Genomic DNA, 16,688 nt, shown 5'->3' on the forward strand with positions numbered 1-16,688 from the left:
TTAGTTGGTGGATTGCAGGGCGATGTGAGGGAACTTGCGAACGAGCAGGTACTCTGCCAGCGACATCGCGTAATAAAAGACGAGGCCGAGGAGGGAAACCAGGATCAATGCAGCGAACATCAGAGGAGTGTCGAGCTGGGTCGAGGCGAACTGGATCAGATAGCCGAGCCCGTCCTGAGCCCCGGCGAACTCCGCCACGATGGCTCCGATGACCGCGAAGGTTATGGCGATCCTCAGTCCCGCAAATAGGTACGGAAGGGACGTAGGGATCTGGATCTGGGTGCACACTTGGTTTTTGGAAGCACCAACGGAGCGCATCAGCAGCAGGAGCTCCTTATCGATGCTCTTCAGTCCGACCAACATGTTGAGAGTGATCGGAAAGAAGGCGATAACGACGATCAGCACAATCTTCGGCGCCAGCCCATAGCCGAACCACAGAATGAAGATCGGCGCCAAGGCCACTTTGGGCACAACCTGGAACAGCACAATCAGCGGATAGAGCGCACGTTCAAGCCACTGAAACCTTGCCAACGCAACCGCTATGGCGATACCAACGACAATGCTAATGAGGAAGCCGTAAAGAATTTCCTCCGTTGTCACCCAGGCCGCTTCGGCAAGCAGCTCCCTGGAAGTCCACATCTCGGCGATGAATTCACTCGGTTTGGCGATGACGAAACTAGAAAGGCTTAGAACGTCGACAGCTATTTCCCAGATAGCTACGACAGCGATAAATACCGCGGCACTAGGCCAGTTATGACTCCACCAAGATTTCATTTTTCGATTCACCTCTTTTTCTGGCCTTGCCAGACTTTGACTCTCACCGCTTAGCCCGGCGCCTCGGTTGTGAATCTTTTGAACGGTGCTTCCGTTTCCGCTGCCCAGCATCACGCCACCACCTTGGGCTCGAGTTGGCGACGCAGGTGGGCGGCGTATTCCTGAAAGGTGGGATCGTCGAAGACATCAAGCGTGCGCGGGCGCGGCAGGTCGATCTTGAGTGTTTCAACGATGCGCCCGGGATTGGTCCCCATGACATGAATAACATCGGAGAGGAACACGGCTTCCGGTATCGAGTGCGTGACAAAGACAATCGTCTTCTGAGTTTCCGCCCACAGGTCGGCAAGCCGGAGGTTCATATCATCGCGCGTGATCGCATCGAGTGCCCCGAATGGTTCATCCATTAACAGGATCTGGGGATCGAGCGCCAGCGCCCTTGCGATGGAGACACGCTGAGCCATGCCGCCGGAGAGCTGGTGCGGCAGCTTGTTCGCGGCGGCCGTCAGCCCAACCATCGCCAAGGCCTTGGAAGCAGCTTCGTCGATATCCGCCCCGCGCTTCTTTCGTGTAGCGATCTGGCGCAACATGCGAGTGTTATCTATTGCGGATTTCCAGGGAAGCAATGCTGGTTTTTGGGGAACCAAGCCGAACTGGCGATTTTTCACCGCTTCAGCTACCGGCAATCCATTTACCGTTACGTTGCCTGCTGAGGCTTCTTCTATACCTCCAAGGATCTTCAGCAAAGTGCTCTTGCCGCATCCCGAGGGGCCCAACAAGGACACAAAACTTTGTGGCTGAATCTCAATGTCTAGATCCTCGAGAACCGTTACGGCCGCGCTGCCGGATCCATAACGCTTTGCCAGCCCTTGGGCCTTGATACCTTCGAACTCCATAAATCCTGCCTCTTTGCTAGATAGTTCATGGATTCTCACAGTGTGATATAGATCTCTTAGAGCACGAGAATACCGAGTCGTGGTGGTGGGGTCAATGGATTTTCCCGAAATTCTTTTATTTCCTGCCCTCGGGTATCCAGACCCGTGCCTGGACCCCCGAAGCGGCGTCAGGGTCATCCTCTGAGAAACCCCTCTAATGCCGCATCGTGGATGGCAGGCGATCCCACGACTGCGGCAAAGTGACAACGCGCTGACAGGCACTACTGCAATGAATCCGTCATTTTTTCGAACAACGCTGGGACATCTGAGGACGCTCATGACAAGGCCGCGATAGGCCCTTGCGCGGGACGATCCGGTTCTACATCTCCCAGCCCTCGTTTGTAGCCTCAGAGGTAACCCGGGCCAGCGCTCCCCCAAGGACAGCACGGCTTCGAAAGAACTTCTTCACCTCGGCCGGCGGTGGTCTTGCGGTTCACTTCAACAGTCGGGTCGATGGCGGCTGCTCGGGGCGTAAGACTTCATCCCCACGTAGTCGTCGCCGGTCCAGTTCTTCCGCCACGGAGGCAAGGTGCATGCACAGCGCTTCCTCCGCGTCCTGCAGAGAGATGAGCGTTTCGCGCTCGTGCAGGAACGGCTTTTCCATCTGCTCGATCCCCAGACCGGAATGAATCTCCCGCGCGGCGGCCACGGCGTCGTCGCCATAGTTCGGCCCCACCTTCCTCCAGATGGCGTACGGCGCCTGCGCCAGCGCGTCTTTGGTGCTGCCGGGACGATTGCGCGGCCACCTGGGTGGTCTCCAGGCGACAGTGCGCCATCGCGGCGCCGTGCTCGGCGTTGCGATCCAGCACGGCCAGCATGTGCTCGGCGTTGCGATCCAGCACGGCCAGCATGTGCTCGGCCATCTTCGGGGCTTGGCAACGCTAAGGAGAACTGGATCTGCGCGACCCGAGCCGTCAGGTTGTCGGCCGCCGCCTACCCGAGCCGAGGATCAGCGCCGGGCAGCCTAGCGGCTTGGCATCGTCTCTAAAGGGCGCCGGTGCCGGTTTGAGCACCCAATTGCAATGCCTGGGCCCGGGCTGTCCCCCGTAGTCCAAGTACCGCCGGGGGCTGTGCGGTACTGCCCGCCTGCACGTCTTCAGCAGGGTCGGCCATGAACCATCAGTAGCGCACGGCGGTACGAGATCATGACGGTCGCTTCTGTCGCGCCGCGCACCATGTCTCCCCTCAGGGGCGGCGAACCTCGGTCAGTGTCCCTTGAACGCTTCCGCCAACCACCATGCGCCGCCGTCGGATGCGATGCGGGCATCGATGACCAGCGGCCGGTCGCGCGGACCTTCGAGCCAGTTCGTTACTGCCGCAAGGTCGGCTGCACGGCTGACGGTCAACGCTTCCGCACCGTAGCCGCGGGCAATCGACGCAAGGTCGACCAGCGGGAAGCGCACTACCTCAAGGTCCTGCTCGTCGGCGTCGAAATGATGGACTTCGGCACCGTAGGCGGAGTCGTTGTAGACAATGACCACCAATGGAATCCGTAGGCGGACCGCAGTTTCCAATTCGGAAATCCCCATCAGGAAGCCGCCGTCGCCCACACCCAGGACCGGCAACCGGTCGGGCCGGGCGATGGCAGCGCCGATGACCGTGGACAGCCCCAGACCGATGGATTGGAACGCCTGGGTGAAGCAGAAGCCGTTTTCATCCGGCACTGAGAGGTAACTGCTGGGGTACCCCATGAAGTTGCCGGAATCGATCGAGACAATTCGTTCCGCGGGCAGGATTTTGTCCATTTCCCGGCTGAGGATGCGTGGATCGATTCTGTCTTCGGTTGACAGGTCCTGGATGGCCACCGTGTTCCAGCGCGCCTCGGCGGCGATCCGGGCGGCCATCTCCGGTGTGCGCAACCCGACTGCGCGGTAGTTGGCGGCCTGCAGGTGATCCAACACGGCGCTGGCCGTCTCGGCGCAGTCACCCACCACCCCTGTGTCAATCGGACGATTGGCACCGAGCGCCGAGTTTTCGAGATCTACCTGCACCACCTTGGTGCCCGCGCCGATCAGCGAACCTTGCCTCATCGTCCACATGTTCAGGGCACACCCCCAAGCGACGATCAGGTCGGCCCCGGCAATGGTCTCGGCTGTGAACGGGGAGGAAAAACCGCCTGAGATGCCCAGACTGAACGCCTCGTCGTTGAACAGCCCGTGGGCGACGGCGGACGTCGCCACCAAGGCCCCGGCGGCCTCGGCCAGCGCCGCGATCTGCGGCCCAGCACCGCGACCGCCCCGCCCAGCGACGAAGACCGGCCGACGTGCGGCGCGAATCAACTCAGCCAAGCGCCGCACCGCGTCGGCACTGGGTCGAACAGGCTGCTGCCCCGCAGCATGGCGGATTTCGTGTACCCCGCCGGACTCCGCGGCCGCCGCTTGGATATCGGTAGGCACAGACAGCACAACCGTTCGGCGTTCGTTGACGGCGGTGCGGTAGGCACGGACGGTGTCGGCGACGGCGCTGTGTGCTGAGTGAACCCGTTCGGCCACCGCGCCGACGCTGCGGGCCAGACCGTCCTGGTCGATCTTGAAGTTGGAGCGCACGGCGGACGCGGCGGTGTCAGCCGTCAACACGATCATGGGAGTCCGGCTCTTGGCTGCTTCCCCTACCCCGGTGATGGTGTTGGTCAATCCGCAGCCTTGATGCGTGGACACCACCCCGACCTTGCCCGACATGCGGCCGTAGGCATCGGCCATGGTTGCTGCCCCGCCTTCGTGGCGCGCCGCGGTGAACGGCACGCCGCGGCGGCGCAGCGCGTTTGTCATCGCGAAGTTTCCGCTGCCAACCACGCCAAACACGTGGCCGACCCCCAGTTGAGCCAGGGTTTCGCCGACGAGTTCGGCAACAGTGGCCGGGTGGGAGCGCTGATCTTCCGGCGCTATATCTGTGGATCCTTCGATTCGGCCAGCGGTCATGGTCATGGCTTTCTCCTACTCTTCGGCGATACTAGCCTGCGCGTACTGCGGATTCGTCACCCAAGACAGGCTCGTCCGTGGCGCTCCGCCGCTTCGGTATGCATGCCACAGCCGCCGCGGCCACTACTGCGATGGCGGCAAAGATGATGAAGTTCCACTCGAAAGGCAGCGCCGCGCTGCCAATCCAGCCACCAATCAAGGGTCCGGAGATGGCGCCGAGGCGCGCAAAGCTCAGCGCCCAGCCCGTAGCCGTGGCCCGGACGTTGGCCGGGTAGTAGTCGGCGATGTAACCGGTGAGCACCAGCGACGTCGAGATGGAACCTATCCCGGCGAACGCCACAAACAGCAGATTGACCACCATGTTGCCGGGGAACATCAGCAGCAAGATGCCGCCGCCGCCCAGCAGATAGAAAGTGACCAGAATGATCTTCTGTCCGAACTTGTCTGCCGCCCGGCCCAAGACCAGTCCACCGGCGGCAGAGGCCAGGCTGAAGACCAGCAGGAAGGACAGGGACGAACCCAGATCGTAGCCGGCCGACTTCATGATGGACGGCAGCCAAGTGTTGAGCCCGTAAACCAAGACCATTCCGCAGAAGAGCGAGATCCAGAAGAACACGGTTGACCGCAGGTACCGGGAAGAGAACATCGTGGTGATGGTCCGCCACCACGGATCCCGGGCTTCCGAGCCGGCGGGCTTGGCCGGTGCAGCGGGAATGTACGGGTCTATGCCCAGGCGGTCCGCCAACCGGCTCGCTTCCTGGCGCCTCCCCTTGGCCTCCAGATAATCCAGCGACTCCGGCAGCAGCTTGGCAATGATTGGCAGCAGGATCACCGGCAAGGTGCCGATCGCAACTACCCACCGCCAACCTGCAACCGGCAGCAGGAACAGCGCTACCAGTGCGGCGGCCACAATGCCCAGGGAATAGCCGGAGTACATGAGACCGTAGTTGTAAGACCGCTTCTTCGGGGCCGAGTACTCGATGGTCAACGCGGCAGCCACCGGAATGACGCCGCCCATCCCGAGCCCTCCGATCAGCCTGAACAACCCGAACAGCTCGGGCGTAGGCGCCATGGCGGCCCCGGCCTGGGTCACGGTGAAAATGAGCATGGAGAGCAGCAGCATCTTCTTGCGCCCGTACAGGTCGCTGAGCGTCCCAATGAAGAGGGCGCCGAAGAGCATGCCGACCAGCGCGTAGGCACCGAGCCCTCCGAGTTCCAGGGGAGAAAGGTCCCAGGCCCGATACTCGGCAAGGGCCGGAAGGACAGCGCCCAAGACGCCGACGTCGTAACCTTCCGCCAAGATGGCCAGCCAGCAACAGAACAGCACCAGTCGGGTGGTCCGGGCGGGAACTTTCCAGTCGTTTACGGCAGCACTTGCCATAAGAGCCTCGTTTCGTTGAGGGCGAGTAGATTTCTGTTGCTTCCCGCCGGCAGGACACCGCAGTCCACGTTGCCCTGCCAGCGGGACATCATCCGAATTTGTTACTGGGCAAGCGCCGGTTCCGGCCGCACCGGCTTCCACCGCAGGTGCGCATTAGCGGCCGGGTCGTCGGTTTCCTGCAGCAGGGACAGGCGCGGGCGGACTGCGTCGGTCCGGGCGCTCGGCGGCTTGCGCCGTCCGGCGCGGAACTGCGGGACCCAGGCCACGCCGTCGCCCCGGTAGTCCTGCTCGGCGGCTGCATGCAGCGTCCAGTGCGGGTCGTAGAGGTGGGTACGTCCGAGGGCGATCAGGTCGGCCCTGCCGGCCAGCAGGATCGAATTGGCATCGTCGTAGGAGGAGATCGCCCCTACCGCGATGACCGCGATCCCTGCCGGAACGGCCACCTCCTGCCGGATCCGGTCCGCGTACGGGGTCTGGTAACTGCGGCCGAACCGCGGTTTCTCACCCTTGGCAATCTGGCCGGTGGAGACGTCGATCCCGTCGGCGCCGTGGTCCGCGAAGGCCTTGGCGATCTGAACCGCGTCGTCCAAGGTATTGCCGCCCTCGATCCAGTCGGTCGCCGAGATGCGCACGGTCAGCGGCTTCTCCGCCGGCCAAGCCGCCCGGACGGCGTCGAAGACCTCAAGCGGGAAGCGCAGTCGGTTCTCTACGCTTCCGCCGTACTCATCGGTCCGCTGGTTGGCCACCGGGGACAGGAAGGAGGAGAGCAGGTAGCCGTGAGCCGCGTGCACCTCCAACAGGTCGAACCCGGCCGCATCCGCCCGCCGCGCGGATGCGACGAAGTCCGCGACGACCTTGTCCATGTGGGCCCGGTCCATCTCCCGAGGGACCTGGTTGTCCGGCCCGTAGGGCAGCGGCGACGGGCCAATGACTTCCCAATTGCCCGTCTCCAGCGGCTGGTCGATGCCTTCCCACATCAGCTTGGTGGACGCCTTGCGGCCGGCGTGGCCGATCTGGGCGCCGATCTTGGCCGCGGAGTGGCCGTGGACAAACTCGACGATGCTTCCCCAGGCCTCGCCCTGTTCGTCGGTGTACAGTCCGGTGTCGCCCGGGGTGATGCGGCCTTCCTCCGAGACGCAGACCATCTCGGTCATGACCAGTCCTGCGCCGCCCATGGCCTTGCTGCCCAGGTGCACCTTGTGGAAGTCGGTGGGCAACCCGTCGACGGCGGAGTACATGTCCATGGGCGAGACCACGATGCGGTTCTTCAGCTCCAGCCCGCCGATGCGGTACGGCTGGAACATCGCCGGCGCGACAGAGTCGAGGCCCTGCGAGGCGGCGAAGTGCTCTTCCACCTGCTGGGCGAACTCGGGATCGCGCAACCGCAGGTTGTCCTGGGTAATGCGCCGGCTGCGGGTGAGCAGGTTGAAGCTGAACTGGACCGGGTCCTGGCCGGTGTACTGCCCCACGCGCTCGAACCACTCCAGCGATGCCTGTGCGGCGCGCTGGGTGGACTCGACTACCGGGCGCCGTTCGGTCTCGTAGGCCTCGAGCGCGGTCTCCAGGTCGGGGTGTTCATGCAGGCAGGCGGCCAGCGCCAGCGCGTCCTCCATGGCGAGTTTGGTGCCGGAGCCGATGGAAAAGTGCGCGGTGTGTGCCGCGTCGCCCAGCAGCACGACGTTGCCGTGCCGCCAGCTGGTGTTGCGGACGGTGGTGAAGTTCAGCCACTTGGAGTTGTTGGCCAGCACCTTGTGGCCCTGAAGTTCGTCGGCAAAGATGCTGCGGATCTTCGCGATCGCCTTTTCATCCGATACGCCGGGCGGGAACACCTCGCTCTCGGTCTCGTCGAAACCGGCGGCCCGCCACGTGTCCTCCGGCATCTCAACGATGAACGTGGATCCCTCGTCGGAGTAGGGGTAGCCGTGGATCTGCATGACCCCGTGCTCCGTCTCCTTGATGAAGAACTTGAAGGCCTCGAACACCAGGTCGGTGCCCAGCCACATGAACTTGTTCGGCCGCGGGTCGAGTTCCGGCCCGAAGGATGCGGCGTACTTGGAGCGGATCTGCGAGTTGACCCCGTCGGCCGCCAGCACCAGGTCGTAGCCGGCCTCGAGTTCCTCCACCGGCGGGGCCAGCGTGGAGAAGCGCACGTCCACACCGAGCTCCGCGCAGCGGCGCTGCAGCAGTTCCAGCAGTTCCTTGCGGCTCATCGCGGCGAAGCCCTGGCCGCCAACGGTGACCGTCTCGCCCTGATAGTGGATGTCGATGTCGGCCCAGCGGGCAAAGCGGCGGCTCATGTACTCGGCCACCACCGGGTCCGCGTTGCCGATGCCGCCCAGCGTCTCGTCCGAGAACACGACGCCGAAGCCGAACGTGTCGCTGGCCGCGTTGCGCTCCCAGACGGTCACTTCGTGCGCCGGGTCCAGTTGCTTCATCAGGGCCGCGAAGTAGAGGCCGCCGGGGCCGCCTCCAACGATTGCGATTTTCATGTCAGTTGTCCTTATGGTCTGTCTACGCCGTGCTGCCGGCGAGGTCGGTTTCCTGACGGCCGACCTGCTCACGCAGTTTGAAGTGCTGGAGTTTTCCGCTCGGATTGCGCGGCAGCTCGGTCACGAACCGCACATCCCGCGGGTATTTGTAGGGCGCGATGGTCTTCTTGACGAAGTCCTGGATGTCCTTGCGCTTGGCATCGTCGCCGACGACGCCGTCGCGCAGCACGATGAAAGCGCAGACCACGCTGCCGCGCTCCGGGTCCGGCCGGCCGACGACGGCGTTCTCCATCACGTCCGGATGCTGGTCGATCGCCGCCTCCACCTCGGGGGCACCAATGTTGTAGCCGGAGGAGACGATCATGTTGTCCGACCGTGCCTGGTAGACGAAGTAGCCTTCCTCGTCGCGCAGGAACGTGTCGCCGGTGATGTTCCAGCCGTTCTGCACGTAGTTGGCCTGCCGCGGGTCATCCAGGTAGCGGCAGCCGGTCGGGCCGATCACCGCGAGCCGGCCCGGCTGGTTCACCGGCGACTCGTTGCCGTCCTCATCCAGCACCGTGGCCCGGTAGCCGGGGACGGCCACGCCGGTGGCCCCGGGGCGGATGTCGTCCCCGGCGGCGGAGATGAACACGTGCAGCATTTCGGTGGCGCCGATCCCGTTGACCAGGGCGAGCCCGGTGGCCTCGTGCACGGCCTCCCAGGTCTCCTTCGGCAGGTGCTCGCCGGCGGAGACCGCAACACGCAGTCCGCGCAGCAGGTCGGCCCGGCCTTCCTTCAAGATGGCGCGGTAGGCGGTGGGCGCGGTGAACAACACCGTGGCCCCGGCTGCGGCGGACTGTTCGGCCAGTTGCACGGGGGTGGACCGTTCCGTCAGGAGTGCCGAGGCGCCGAACCGCAGCGGGAAGACCACCAGTCCGCCCAGCCCGAACGTGAAGGCCAGCGGCGGCGAGCCGGCGAACACGTCGTCCGCCGTCGGCAGCAGGATGTGCCGGGCAAACGTGTCGGCGTTTGCGAGGATGTCGCGGTGGAAGTGCATGGTGATTTTGGGCGTGCCGGTGGTGCCCGAGGTCGGCCCGAGCAGGGCGACATCGTCCGCGGCGGTCGCCACGTCGTCGAACTCTCCGCTCTTGGCGGCGCAGCGGACGGTGAGGTCGTCGGCGTCGTCCGATCCATAGGCGACGACGGCGGTGCCCTCCCCCACCGCCTCGGCCATGCCTTCCAGGAAGCGGAAGTCGCTGATCGCCACGGCCGGTTGGGTCAGGCGGCAGATGGTGGCCACTTCGTTGGAGCGCAGCACGGGCATGGTGGTGACGACGACGGCACCGGCCTTGAGCACGCCCAGCCAGGCGGCGACCAGCCAGGGATTGTTCGGACCGCGCAGCAAGACGCGGTTGCCCGGGACAACGCCGAAGTCCTCCGTGAGCACCTGGGCGACCTGGTTGGCACGCTGCAGCAGTTGGCCGTACGTCCACACCTCCCCGTCCGGAGTGAGCAGGGCCTGCCGGTCGCTGCCGAATTCGGCAGCGGAGTCGCTGATCAAAACCGTCGCGGCATTGAGACGGTCAGGGTACTGGAGTTCGGGGAGGGTGAATTCGAAGACCGGCCACTGCTCGGAGGGCGGCAGGTGGTCGCGCGTGAACGAGTCCACATGTGCTGACGGGGACAGTTCCATGGCGTTCCTTTCGGTGGATGAGGTGGACGGCGCTGAGTCCGGCAACTTCCGGTGGCCCGGATGGAAGCTCAGGGCTCAGCGTGCGGAACGGATCATGCCTTCTTGTGCCACGGTGGCCAGCAGCCGTCCTTCGCGGTCGAAGAACCGGCCGGTGGCCAGGCCCCGGTTGTGCTGGCCGGAGACGGCTTCCTGGGCATACAACACCCAGTCGTCGGCACGGCCGTCGCGGTGGAACCACATGGAGTGGTCCAGGCTGGCGGTGACCAGTCCCGGCTCGGCCCAGTAGTGGCCCTGCGCCCGCAGGATAGGCTCAAGGATCGTGTAGTCGCAGACGTAGGCGAGCGCGGTGCGGTGCAGGTCCCGGGTGGCGCGGTCGTCGGCCTGGTCGGGCAGCTTCGTGAACGCCTTCACCCACACCGCCTGCTGTGGCACCTGCTCGCCTTCCACGCGCACGTACACCGGGCCGGGAACGTGCCGCATGTCGAAACTGCGGCCATTGGACCAGTAGGCTGCGGCGTCGCCCTCGACGCTTGCCAGGACCTCGGCGGCGCTGCGCAGCGAATCGGGGTCAACGGTGGCGGGCATCTGCGGCTGGAACTCCGGGCCGTCTTCGGGCACGTGGAAGGAACCCATGGCGGCGTAGACGGTCTTGCCGCCCTGCCAGCCGCGCACGCTGCGGGTGGAATAGCCGCGGCCATCGCGCAGCTTCTCCACCTCGTAACGGACGACGGCGCCGATATCCACCGGCCGCATGAAGTAGCTGTGCATCGAGTGCAGCTGCCGGTCATCGGTCACCGAACGCATCATGGCCGCGGCGGCCTGGGCGACCATGTCGCCGCCGTACGCCTTGGGCCACGGCACGTACTGGGTCGTGGCCTCGTAGGCCTCGTCGTGGATCTGCGGTTCGACGGCCGTCAGTTCGACGGCGTTCAGGAACGTCTCGGCCGTGGGAACCTGGGTTTCGGAGGCGCTTGCGGCGTTCATGCCCGGCGGTATCCTTCCAGCGTTTCGTCCGGGACCTCGTCCAGGTTGACCACGATGTTCTCCGGCGTGCGCGTGGTCAGCCAGACGAGCTCTTCGGTGACGGACATGTTTGCTTCCACGTGCGGCATGAACGGGGGAACGAAGACCCAGTCCCCGGCCTTCATGTCCAGGTATTCGGAGTAGTTTTCGCCAAAGTAGATCCGGCCGTGGCCGCGCAGTACGTAGCCGCCGGTCTCCGCCTCGCCGTGGTGGTGCGGCAGTGAGCGGTAGCCCGGGACGTTGGAGACCTGCCCAAACCAGATCTTGGTGGCCGGGGTGTGCTGAATGGAAACACCCGAAACCCGGACGCAGTCACCGGACTGGGCAGTGTTGGTGTCCTCGTCCCCCGCGCGGGTGACAACCGGGACGACCTTGCCGTCGGCCCCCGCGTAGATCGAGTTGTCGCCTTCGGTGCGGTATTCCGTGGTCGCATCAGTCATGATGGTTCTCCTTCTCAAGGGGTTGGAATGGTGCGTTATGCGCGTGTGGCGGGCTCCGCCGTCGTTGTTCCGCTGAGTTGCGGTGCGGGCTGTTGCGTGATGCCGGCCGGCTGGATCCGGACGCGGTTCTCCAGCCGCCCGATGCCGTCGATCTCGGTGACGAGCACGTCGCCGTCGGCCAGGAAACGCGGCGGGGTCATGCCCATGCCCACTCCCCCGGGGGTGCCGGTCAGGACCACGTCGCCCGGGCGCAGCGTGGTGAACTGCGAGATGTAGGACAGCAGCCGGGCGGGCCCGAACACCAAGGTGCCGGTGTGGTCACGCTGCACCAGCTCGCCGTTGACGTAGCCGCGGACCTCGACATCGGTCCCGTCGACCTCGTCCGGCGTGACCAGCACGGGCCCGAGCGGGGTGGTCGCGTCGAAGGCCTTGCCTTGGAACCACTGCAGGGTCCGGCGCTGCCAGTCCCGCATCGAGAGGTCGTTGGCCACCGTGTAGCCGGCGATGGCGGCCGCGGCCTGGTCCTCGTCGGCACGGGTCAGGGCGGTTCCGACGACCACCGCCAGTTCGGCCTCCCAGTCCACACTGTCGCTCCCGGTGACGGTCAGTTCGTCCGCCGGTCCGGCCAGGGTGTCCGCGAACTTGGCGAACAGCGTGGGGTACTCGGGCAGGTCGCGGCCCATCTCCTGGATGTGCTCGCCGTAGTTCAGTCCGCAGCAGATCACCTTGCCCGGGCGGGGCACCACCGGAGCCAGCTCCGTGTCCGAAACGCTGACGACGGCGGTGCTTGCGGCGGTGCGCACCGCTTCCTCTGCGCGTGCCCGCCAATCAGGGTCCGCCAGCAGGGCTCCCACATCGGCTGCGGGCAACGGCAGGTAGTCGCCGTCCGCGAGCTGGACGGCGGCGGTCGTGCTCTCGGGGCCGGTTCGCAAGGTGGCCAGTTTCATGCGGATTCTCCTTCGAATATCTATGTGTCGACTTTTTTACGGCCGTCACATATGCTCAACCTACACGATCGAACCGATCTGCACCAGAGTTTTTTCCAACGAGTGAGACCGGCATCCCCATCGCCAAGGAGAGAGAGCACATGAGCAACGAGACAGCCGTCGGAAACCGCACCATCAACCCCGCGTCGCTGCCCAAGCCGTCCGGCTACGCGCACGGCGTCCTGGCCGGAAACACGGTCTACCTGGGCGGCCAGACCGCCCTGGACAAGGACATGAAGATCGTCCCCGGCGGCATCGTGGAACAGTTCAAGCAGGCATTTTCGAATGTGCTGGCCACCCTGGTGGAGGCCGGCGGCCGCCCCGAAGACCTTGTCAGCGTCACCATCTACCTGACCGATGTGGACGACTACCTGGCCAACGGCCGGGAGATCGGCCGGCTCTGGCGCGAAATGGCCGGCACCGAATACCCGGCGATGGCAGGCATCGGCGTCTCCCGCCTGTGGCAGAAGGAGGCCCTCATCGAGATCCAGGGAATTGCCGTCATCCCCGCGCGGTGACCGAAGCGCGGCGCGCCCGCGCCGAGGGTACCGGACAGCGGAGGTACGGAGCATCGGCGGCTGTACCCGAACAGCGGGGGTAGCGACAACAAACAACGGCGGCAGCCGGTCCGTGGTTTCCCGGACCGGCTGCCGCCGTTGCGTAACGGTTACGCCACGCCCAGGAGGGTCCGCGCCAGCGGCTCGTTCCGCCGGAAATCCGCCGTGCTGCTCTCGTGAACGATCTCTCCCTTGCGCATGACCGCGAGCCTGTCGGACACCGTGAAAGCCAGCCGCAGGTCCTGCTCCACCAGCAGGATGGCCATGCCGGTACCGGCCAGGTCGAGGATGATGTTCCCCACCTGCTCGACCACGGCGGGGGCCAATCCGTCCGAGGGCTCATCGAGGAGCATCAGTCGGGGCGAGCCCAGCAGCGCCCGCCCGATGGCAAGCATCTGCTGCTCCCCGCCGGAGAGCTGTGAGCCGAGGTTTGTCCGGCGTTCCCGGAGCCGCGGCATGAGCTCGTAGACCCGCTCAATCGTCCAGTCCCCGGAACGCTTGTGCAGCGCAATCTCAAGGTTTTCTTCCACGGTCAGCGGCGCGAAGACGCGCCGTCCCTGCGGCACTATCCCCACGCCCGCCCGGGAGAGCACATGAGGGGCCTTCGCGGTGACATCTTTGCCGTCGACCCGGACGTGGCCGCCCTTGGCGCTCACCATCCCCATGATGGTTTCGACCAGGGTGGTCTTCCCGGCGCCGTTGCGGCCGAGCAGTGCCACCGCCTCGCCCGAGTCGACCGAGAGCGATACCCCGCCGAGCACCCGGCTGCCGGCGTAGCCGGACACCAGGTCCTCGACCTCCAACAGCGGCCGCCCGCTCATGGCGTCGCCTCGAAGAGGTCTACGCTTTGCGTGCGCCCGAGGTAGGCCTCCTGCACGGCATCGCTGGTTCGCACTTCCTCCGGCGTGCCATCGGCGATAAGCCTGCCGGCCGCCAGCACGCTGACGCGCTCGGCCAGACGGAAGACGATGTCCAAGTCATGCTCGACGACGACCACGGTAACCTCTCTCGGTAACGATTCCACGATTTCGGCGAAGCGGTTGGTCTCCGCCACGGACATTCCGGCCGTCGGCTCATCGAAGAGGACCATCTTGGGTTCGCACGCCAGCACCATGGCCACCTCGACCTGGCGCCGTTCGCCGTGGGACAGCGCGCCGCACATCGATGTGGCCCGGTCGAGGAGCCCCACGTTTTCCAAATGTGCCATGGCGGCATCGGTCACGGCACGGTCGGCGCCAAGGCTCGGCCAGGGTCGCTTGGGCCGGCTCGTGGCCCGCTCCACCGCGAGGCGCACGTTGTCCAGCACGCTCATATTGAGGAAGAGGCTGGAATGCTGGAACGTCCGGACGAGGCCGGCGCGCGCGCGGCCGGCCTCGCTGAGCCCCGTGACGTCCTGCCCGTTGAAGATGAGCTTTCCGTCCGTGGGGCGAAGTCGTCCGGCGATGACCCCGAACAGCGTCGATTTGCCCGCCCCATTCGGCCCGATGAGTGCGTGCCGGACGCCCCGCGCTATGTTCAGCGTCACCGCGTCCACCGCGGTGAGCGAGCCGAATCTGAGCGTGAGGTCCCGGATTTCCAGCATCGGATCGTCCGCCGTCGTCATTGTGATTTACCTGCCTTTCGTCGCAGGGGATGCCAACGGACGCCGGCCACGCCCTTGGGCAGGAGGTAGACGCCTATGACAAAGACAATCCCGAGCAGGAGCGTGCCCCGGCCCTCGAGGTATCCGCCCAGCCAGTCGCGCACGAAGATGACCAGGGCCGCCCCGATGACCGGCCCCCAGAGGCTCCCGGCCCCGCCGAGAACCACGCTGAGGAGCGCGAACGCGGCCATGTCGAAGCCCAGGTCGCCGGGGGAGATGAACTGCGTCTGGGCAACCCACGCCGTTCCCGCGGCACCGGCAATTCCACCGGCGATGGTGTACGCGAGCAGCTTGACCGCGTACGTGTTCTGTCCCAGGGCGCGCAGTCGAAGCTCGCCGTCGCGCACCCCGCGCATGGAGCGGCCAAGCGGCGAGCGGCTCAGGAGCATCGCCGCACAGTAACCGACGACGAATACCGCCAGGATCCACCAATACACGTAACCGGGCACGATCAGGGGCTCCCCGCCGGGGAACACGCTGATGGGCGGGATTCCGCTCAGCCCATTGCTCGCGCCGACCGCTTTGAGCGAGTCGGCGCCGCGGTGGGCGAGCTCGCCGATCGCGAGAGTGACCATCAGGAACACAATTCCGGCCGTGCGCACCGCCACGGCCCCGGTCACGAGCGCCAGCACCGCTCCCGCGGCCATGCCCACGACTACCTGGACCAGGCCGCTCGCGGAGAAGTGGATGCCCACGAGGCCGGCGGAGTAGGCGCCCGCGCCGAAGTAGGCAACCTGCCCCAGGGTCGGCATGCCCAACACGCCGGTCACCAGGTCGACGCTGATCACGAGCAAGCCGAAGGCCAGCGCGCGCCCCGCCAGGCTGAGGGGATACGGCGCCAGGAAGAACGGCAGTGCCGCGAGCAGGAGGAGGATGACCACCCCGATCGCGCACTCCAGCATGGTGCGCCGAGGATCGCGGAGCAAGGGCATGCGTGCCTGTCCCCGCCCGGTCGCGAGGCCTGAATCTGTCGCCGTGGGACTCATGCGTGCGCTCCTGCCCGTGCCGGCAGCAGCCCCTGCGGCCGGAGCAGGAGCACCACCGCCAGTGCTGCGAAGAGAAGGAAGGTAGCAAACTCGTGCACCAGGACCACTCCGACCGTCTGCACCTGTCCGACCACGAGCGCTCCAAGCAAGGCTCCGCGCAAGGATCCGAGGCCGCCGATGACGACGATGACCAGGGCGAGAAGGAGGATCTGGTCGTCCAGGCCCGGCTGCGCACCCAGGATGGGCGCGGCCAGCAGGCCACCCACGGCAGCCAGCGCCGCCCCGCAGCCGAAGACCAGGGTCAGGACCACCTTGGTGCGGATCCCGATGGCCTCGACCATGGCCCGGTCCGCCACGGTGGCCCGCACGATCGCTCCGGCGCGGGTGCGCTCGAGAACGATGTAGAGGACCACCGCGACGACGATTCCCGCGCCGACCATGGCGAGCCGATAGACCGGGTAGGGGTTGCCGAGCATCGTCACCGTGCTGGAGAGGAAGTCCGGCGGGGGTACGGACCGCACGTTCGCACCGAACACTTCCTGGATGAGTTCGGCGACAATGAGCGCCATTCCCAGCGTCAGCATCGCCTGCCGGAGATGGTTCCGCACCGGCGACGTCATCGCCGCGAGCAGGCCGCCGGCGGCAAAGCCGATGACGGCGGCTACGACCACGGCCAGGAAGAACGTCCCGGCTGCCGGCGGCGCGCCAAACATCGCCACCCCCACATAGGCACCCACGAGCGACACGGCCCCGTGCGCCAGGTTCAGCACATCCATGGTGCCGAAGACGAGGGACAATCCGATGGCGATGAGGAACAGCACGGAGCCGAGTGCCAAGCCGTTGAGAATGGTTGCGGCGTTCGCATCAAGCCAACCCACGTCTGGTTGT

General features: G+C 65.6%; 15 protein-coding genes. 1 reads left to right on the top strand and 14 read right to left on the bottom strand.

Annotation, left to right across the window (positions count from 1 at the left end):
- The 10 genes from AC5RVG_RS06530 to AC5RVG_RS06575 form a co-directional block, all read right to left on the bottom strand.
- Positions 1–885, bottom strand: a complete 885-nt coding sequence (locus AC5RVG_RS06530) for an ABC transporter permease (RefSeq protein ID WP_494013758.1) — start codon at positions 883–885, stop codon at positions 1–3.
- On the bottom strand, positions 885–1,667 hold the full coding sequence (locus AC5RVG_RS06535; RefSeq protein WP_494013191.1) for an ABC transporter ATP-binding protein: 783 nt from the start codon (positions 1,665–1,667) through the stop codon (positions 885–887). The genes AC5RVG_RS06530 and AC5RVG_RS06535 overlap by 1 nt, the downstream gene beginning before the upstream one ends.
- 472 nt (positions 1,668–2,139) lie before the next feature.
- Positions 2,140–2,382, bottom strand: a complete 243-nt coding sequence (locus tag AC5RVG_RS06540; protein ID WP_494013192.1) for a hypothetical protein — start codon at positions 2,380–2,382, stop codon at positions 2,140–2,142.
- A 529-nt stretch (positions 2,383–2,911) separates the two neighbouring features.
- Positions 2,912–4,624, bottom strand: a complete 1,713-nt coding sequence (locus AC5RVG_RS06545) for a thiamine pyrophosphate-binding protein (protein WP_494013759.1) — start codon at positions 4,622–4,624, stop codon at positions 2,912–2,914.
- 31 nt (positions 4,625–4,655) lie between these two features.
- Positions 4,656–6,005, bottom strand: coding sequence for an MFS transporter (locus tag AC5RVG_RS06550; protein WP_494013193.1), 1,350 nt, complete (start codon positions 6,003–6,005; stop codon positions 4,656–4,658).
- A 101-nt stretch (positions 6,006–6,106) separates the two neighbouring features.
- Complete coding sequence (locus AC5RVG_RS06555; RefSeq protein WP_494013194.1) at positions 6,107–8,494, bottom strand: bifunctional salicylyl-CoA 5-hydroxylase/oxidoreductase; 2,388 nt, start codon at positions 8,492–8,494, stop codon at positions 6,107–6,109.
- Positions 8,495–8,516: 22 nt separating this feature from the next.
- Positions 8,517–10,166: an AMP-binding protein gene (locus AC5RVG_RS06560; protein ID WP_494013195.1), complete on the bottom strand. Its 1,650-nt coding sequence runs from the start codon at positions 10,164–10,166 to the stop codon at positions 8,517–8,519.
- Positions 10,167–10,241: 75 nt separating this feature from the next.
- Positions 10,242–11,150 (bottom strand): acyl-CoA thioesterase, encoded by a 909-nt coding sequence (locus tag AC5RVG_RS06565; RefSeq protein ID WP_494013196.1) that lies wholly within the window; start codon positions 11,148–11,150, stop codon positions 10,242–10,244.
- Positions 11,147–11,629, bottom strand: a complete 483-nt coding sequence (locus AC5RVG_RS06570) for a cupin domain-containing protein (RefSeq protein ID WP_494013197.1) — start codon at positions 11,627–11,629, stop codon at positions 11,147–11,149. The genes AC5RVG_RS06565 and AC5RVG_RS06570 overlap by 4 nt, the downstream gene beginning before the upstream one ends.
- 35 nt (positions 11,630–11,664) lie before the next feature.
- Complete coding sequence (locus AC5RVG_RS06575; RefSeq protein WP_494013198.1) at positions 11,665–12,576, bottom strand: fumarylacetoacetate hydrolase family protein; 912 nt, start codon at positions 12,574–12,576, stop codon at positions 11,665–11,667.
- 140 nt (positions 12,577–12,716) lie between these two features.
- Between AC5RVG_RS06575 and AC5RVG_RS06580 the strand changes: the two genes are divergently transcribed.
- A complete protein-coding gene (locus AC5RVG_RS06580) occupies positions 12,717–13,133 on the top strand; it encodes a RidA family protein (RefSeq protein WP_494013199.1) in 417 nt (138 codons plus the stop codon).
- Positions 13,134–13,282: 149 nt separating this feature from the next.
- Here AC5RVG_RS06580 and AC5RVG_RS06585 read toward each other — a convergent pair whose 3' ends face one another.
- From AC5RVG_RS06585 to AC5RVG_RS06600, 4 genes are read right to left on the bottom strand one after another with little or no spacing between them, the layout of a single operon-like run.
- On the bottom strand, positions 13,283–13,993 hold the full coding sequence (locus AC5RVG_RS06585; protein ID WP_494013200.1) for an ABC transporter ATP-binding protein: 711 nt from the start codon (positions 13,991–13,993) through the stop codon (positions 13,283–13,285).
- The gene (locus AC5RVG_RS06590; protein WP_494013201.1) at positions 13,990–14,775 is read right to left on the bottom strand and encodes an ABC transporter ATP-binding protein; all 786 of its coding nucleotides are present in this window, start codon (positions 14,773–14,775) and stop codon (positions 13,990–13,992) included. The genes AC5RVG_RS06585 and AC5RVG_RS06590 overlap by 4 nt, the downstream gene beginning before the upstream one ends.
- The gene (locus AC5RVG_RS06595) at positions 14,772–15,800 is read right to left on the bottom strand and encodes a branched-chain amino acid ABC transporter permease (protein ID WP_494013202.1); all 1,029 of its coding nucleotides are present in this window, start codon (positions 15,798–15,800) and stop codon (positions 14,772–14,774) included. The genes AC5RVG_RS06590 and AC5RVG_RS06595 overlap by 4 nt, the downstream gene beginning before the upstream one ends.
- Positions 15,797–16,678, bottom strand: a complete 882-nt coding sequence (locus tag AC5RVG_RS06600; protein ID WP_494013203.1) for a branched-chain amino acid ABC transporter permease — start codon at positions 16,676–16,678, stop codon at positions 15,797–15,799. Before AC5RVG_RS06600 ends, AC5RVG_RS06595 begins: the two co-directional genes overlap by 4 nt.
- Positions 16,679–16,688: the final 10 nt, after the last annotated feature.

This window comes from Arthrobacter senegalensis (assembly GCF_059091765.1).

Bases quoted from the DNA above. Each gene is read 5' to 3' on its own strand.
- AC5RVG_RS06555 (WP_494013194.1), bottom strand. From the start codon at position 8,494: ATGAAAATCGCAATCGTTGGAGGCGGCCCCGGCGGCCTCTACTTCGCG.
- AC5RVG_RS06530 (WP_494013758.1), bottom strand. From the start codon at position 885: ATGCTGGGCAGCGGAAACGGAAGCACCGTTCAAAAGATTCACAACCGA.
- AC5RVG_RS06545 (WP_494013759.1), bottom strand. From the start codon at position 4,624: ATGACCGCTGGCCGAATCGAAGGATCCACAGATATAGCGCCGGAAGAT.
- AC5RVG_RS06590 (WP_494013201.1), bottom strand. From the start codon at position 14,775: ATGACGACGGCGGACGATCCGATGCTGGAAATCCGGGACCTCACGCTC.
- AC5RVG_RS06565 (WP_494013196.1), bottom strand. From the start codon at position 11,150: ATGAACGCCGCAAGCGCCTCCGAAACCCAGGTTCCCACGGCCGAGACG.
- AC5RVG_RS06580 (WP_494013199.1), top strand. From the start codon at position 12,717: ATGAGCAACGAGACAGCCGTCGGAAACCGCACCATCAACCCCGCGTCG.
- AC5RVG_RS06550 (WP_494013193.1), bottom strand. From the start codon at position 6,005: ATGGCAAGTGCTGCCGTAAACGACTGGAAAGTTCCCGCCCGGACCACC.
- AC5RVG_RS06560 (WP_494013195.1), bottom strand. From the start codon at position 10,166: ATGGAACTGTCCCCGTCAGCACATGTGGACTCGTTCACGCGCGACCAC.
- AC5RVG_RS06535 (WP_494013191.1), bottom strand. From the start codon at position 1,667: ATGGAGTTCGAAGGTATCAAGGCCCAAGGGCTGGCAAAGCGTTATGGA.
- AC5RVG_RS06575 (WP_494013198.1), bottom strand. From the start codon at position 12,576: ATGAAACTGGCCACCTTGCGAACCGGCCCCGAGAGCACGACCGCCGCC.
- AC5RVG_RS06585 (WP_494013200.1), bottom strand. From the start codon at position 13,993: ATGAGCGGGCGGCCGCTGTTGGAGGTCGAGGACCTGGTGTCCGGCTAC.
- AC5RVG_RS06570 (WP_494013197.1), bottom strand. From the start codon at position 11,629: ATGACTGATGCGACCACGGAATACCGCACCGAAGGCGACAACTCGATC.
- AC5RVG_RS06595 (WP_494013202.1), bottom strand. From the start codon at position 15,800: ATGAGTCCCACGGCGACAGATTCAGGCCTCGCGACCGGGCGGGGACAG.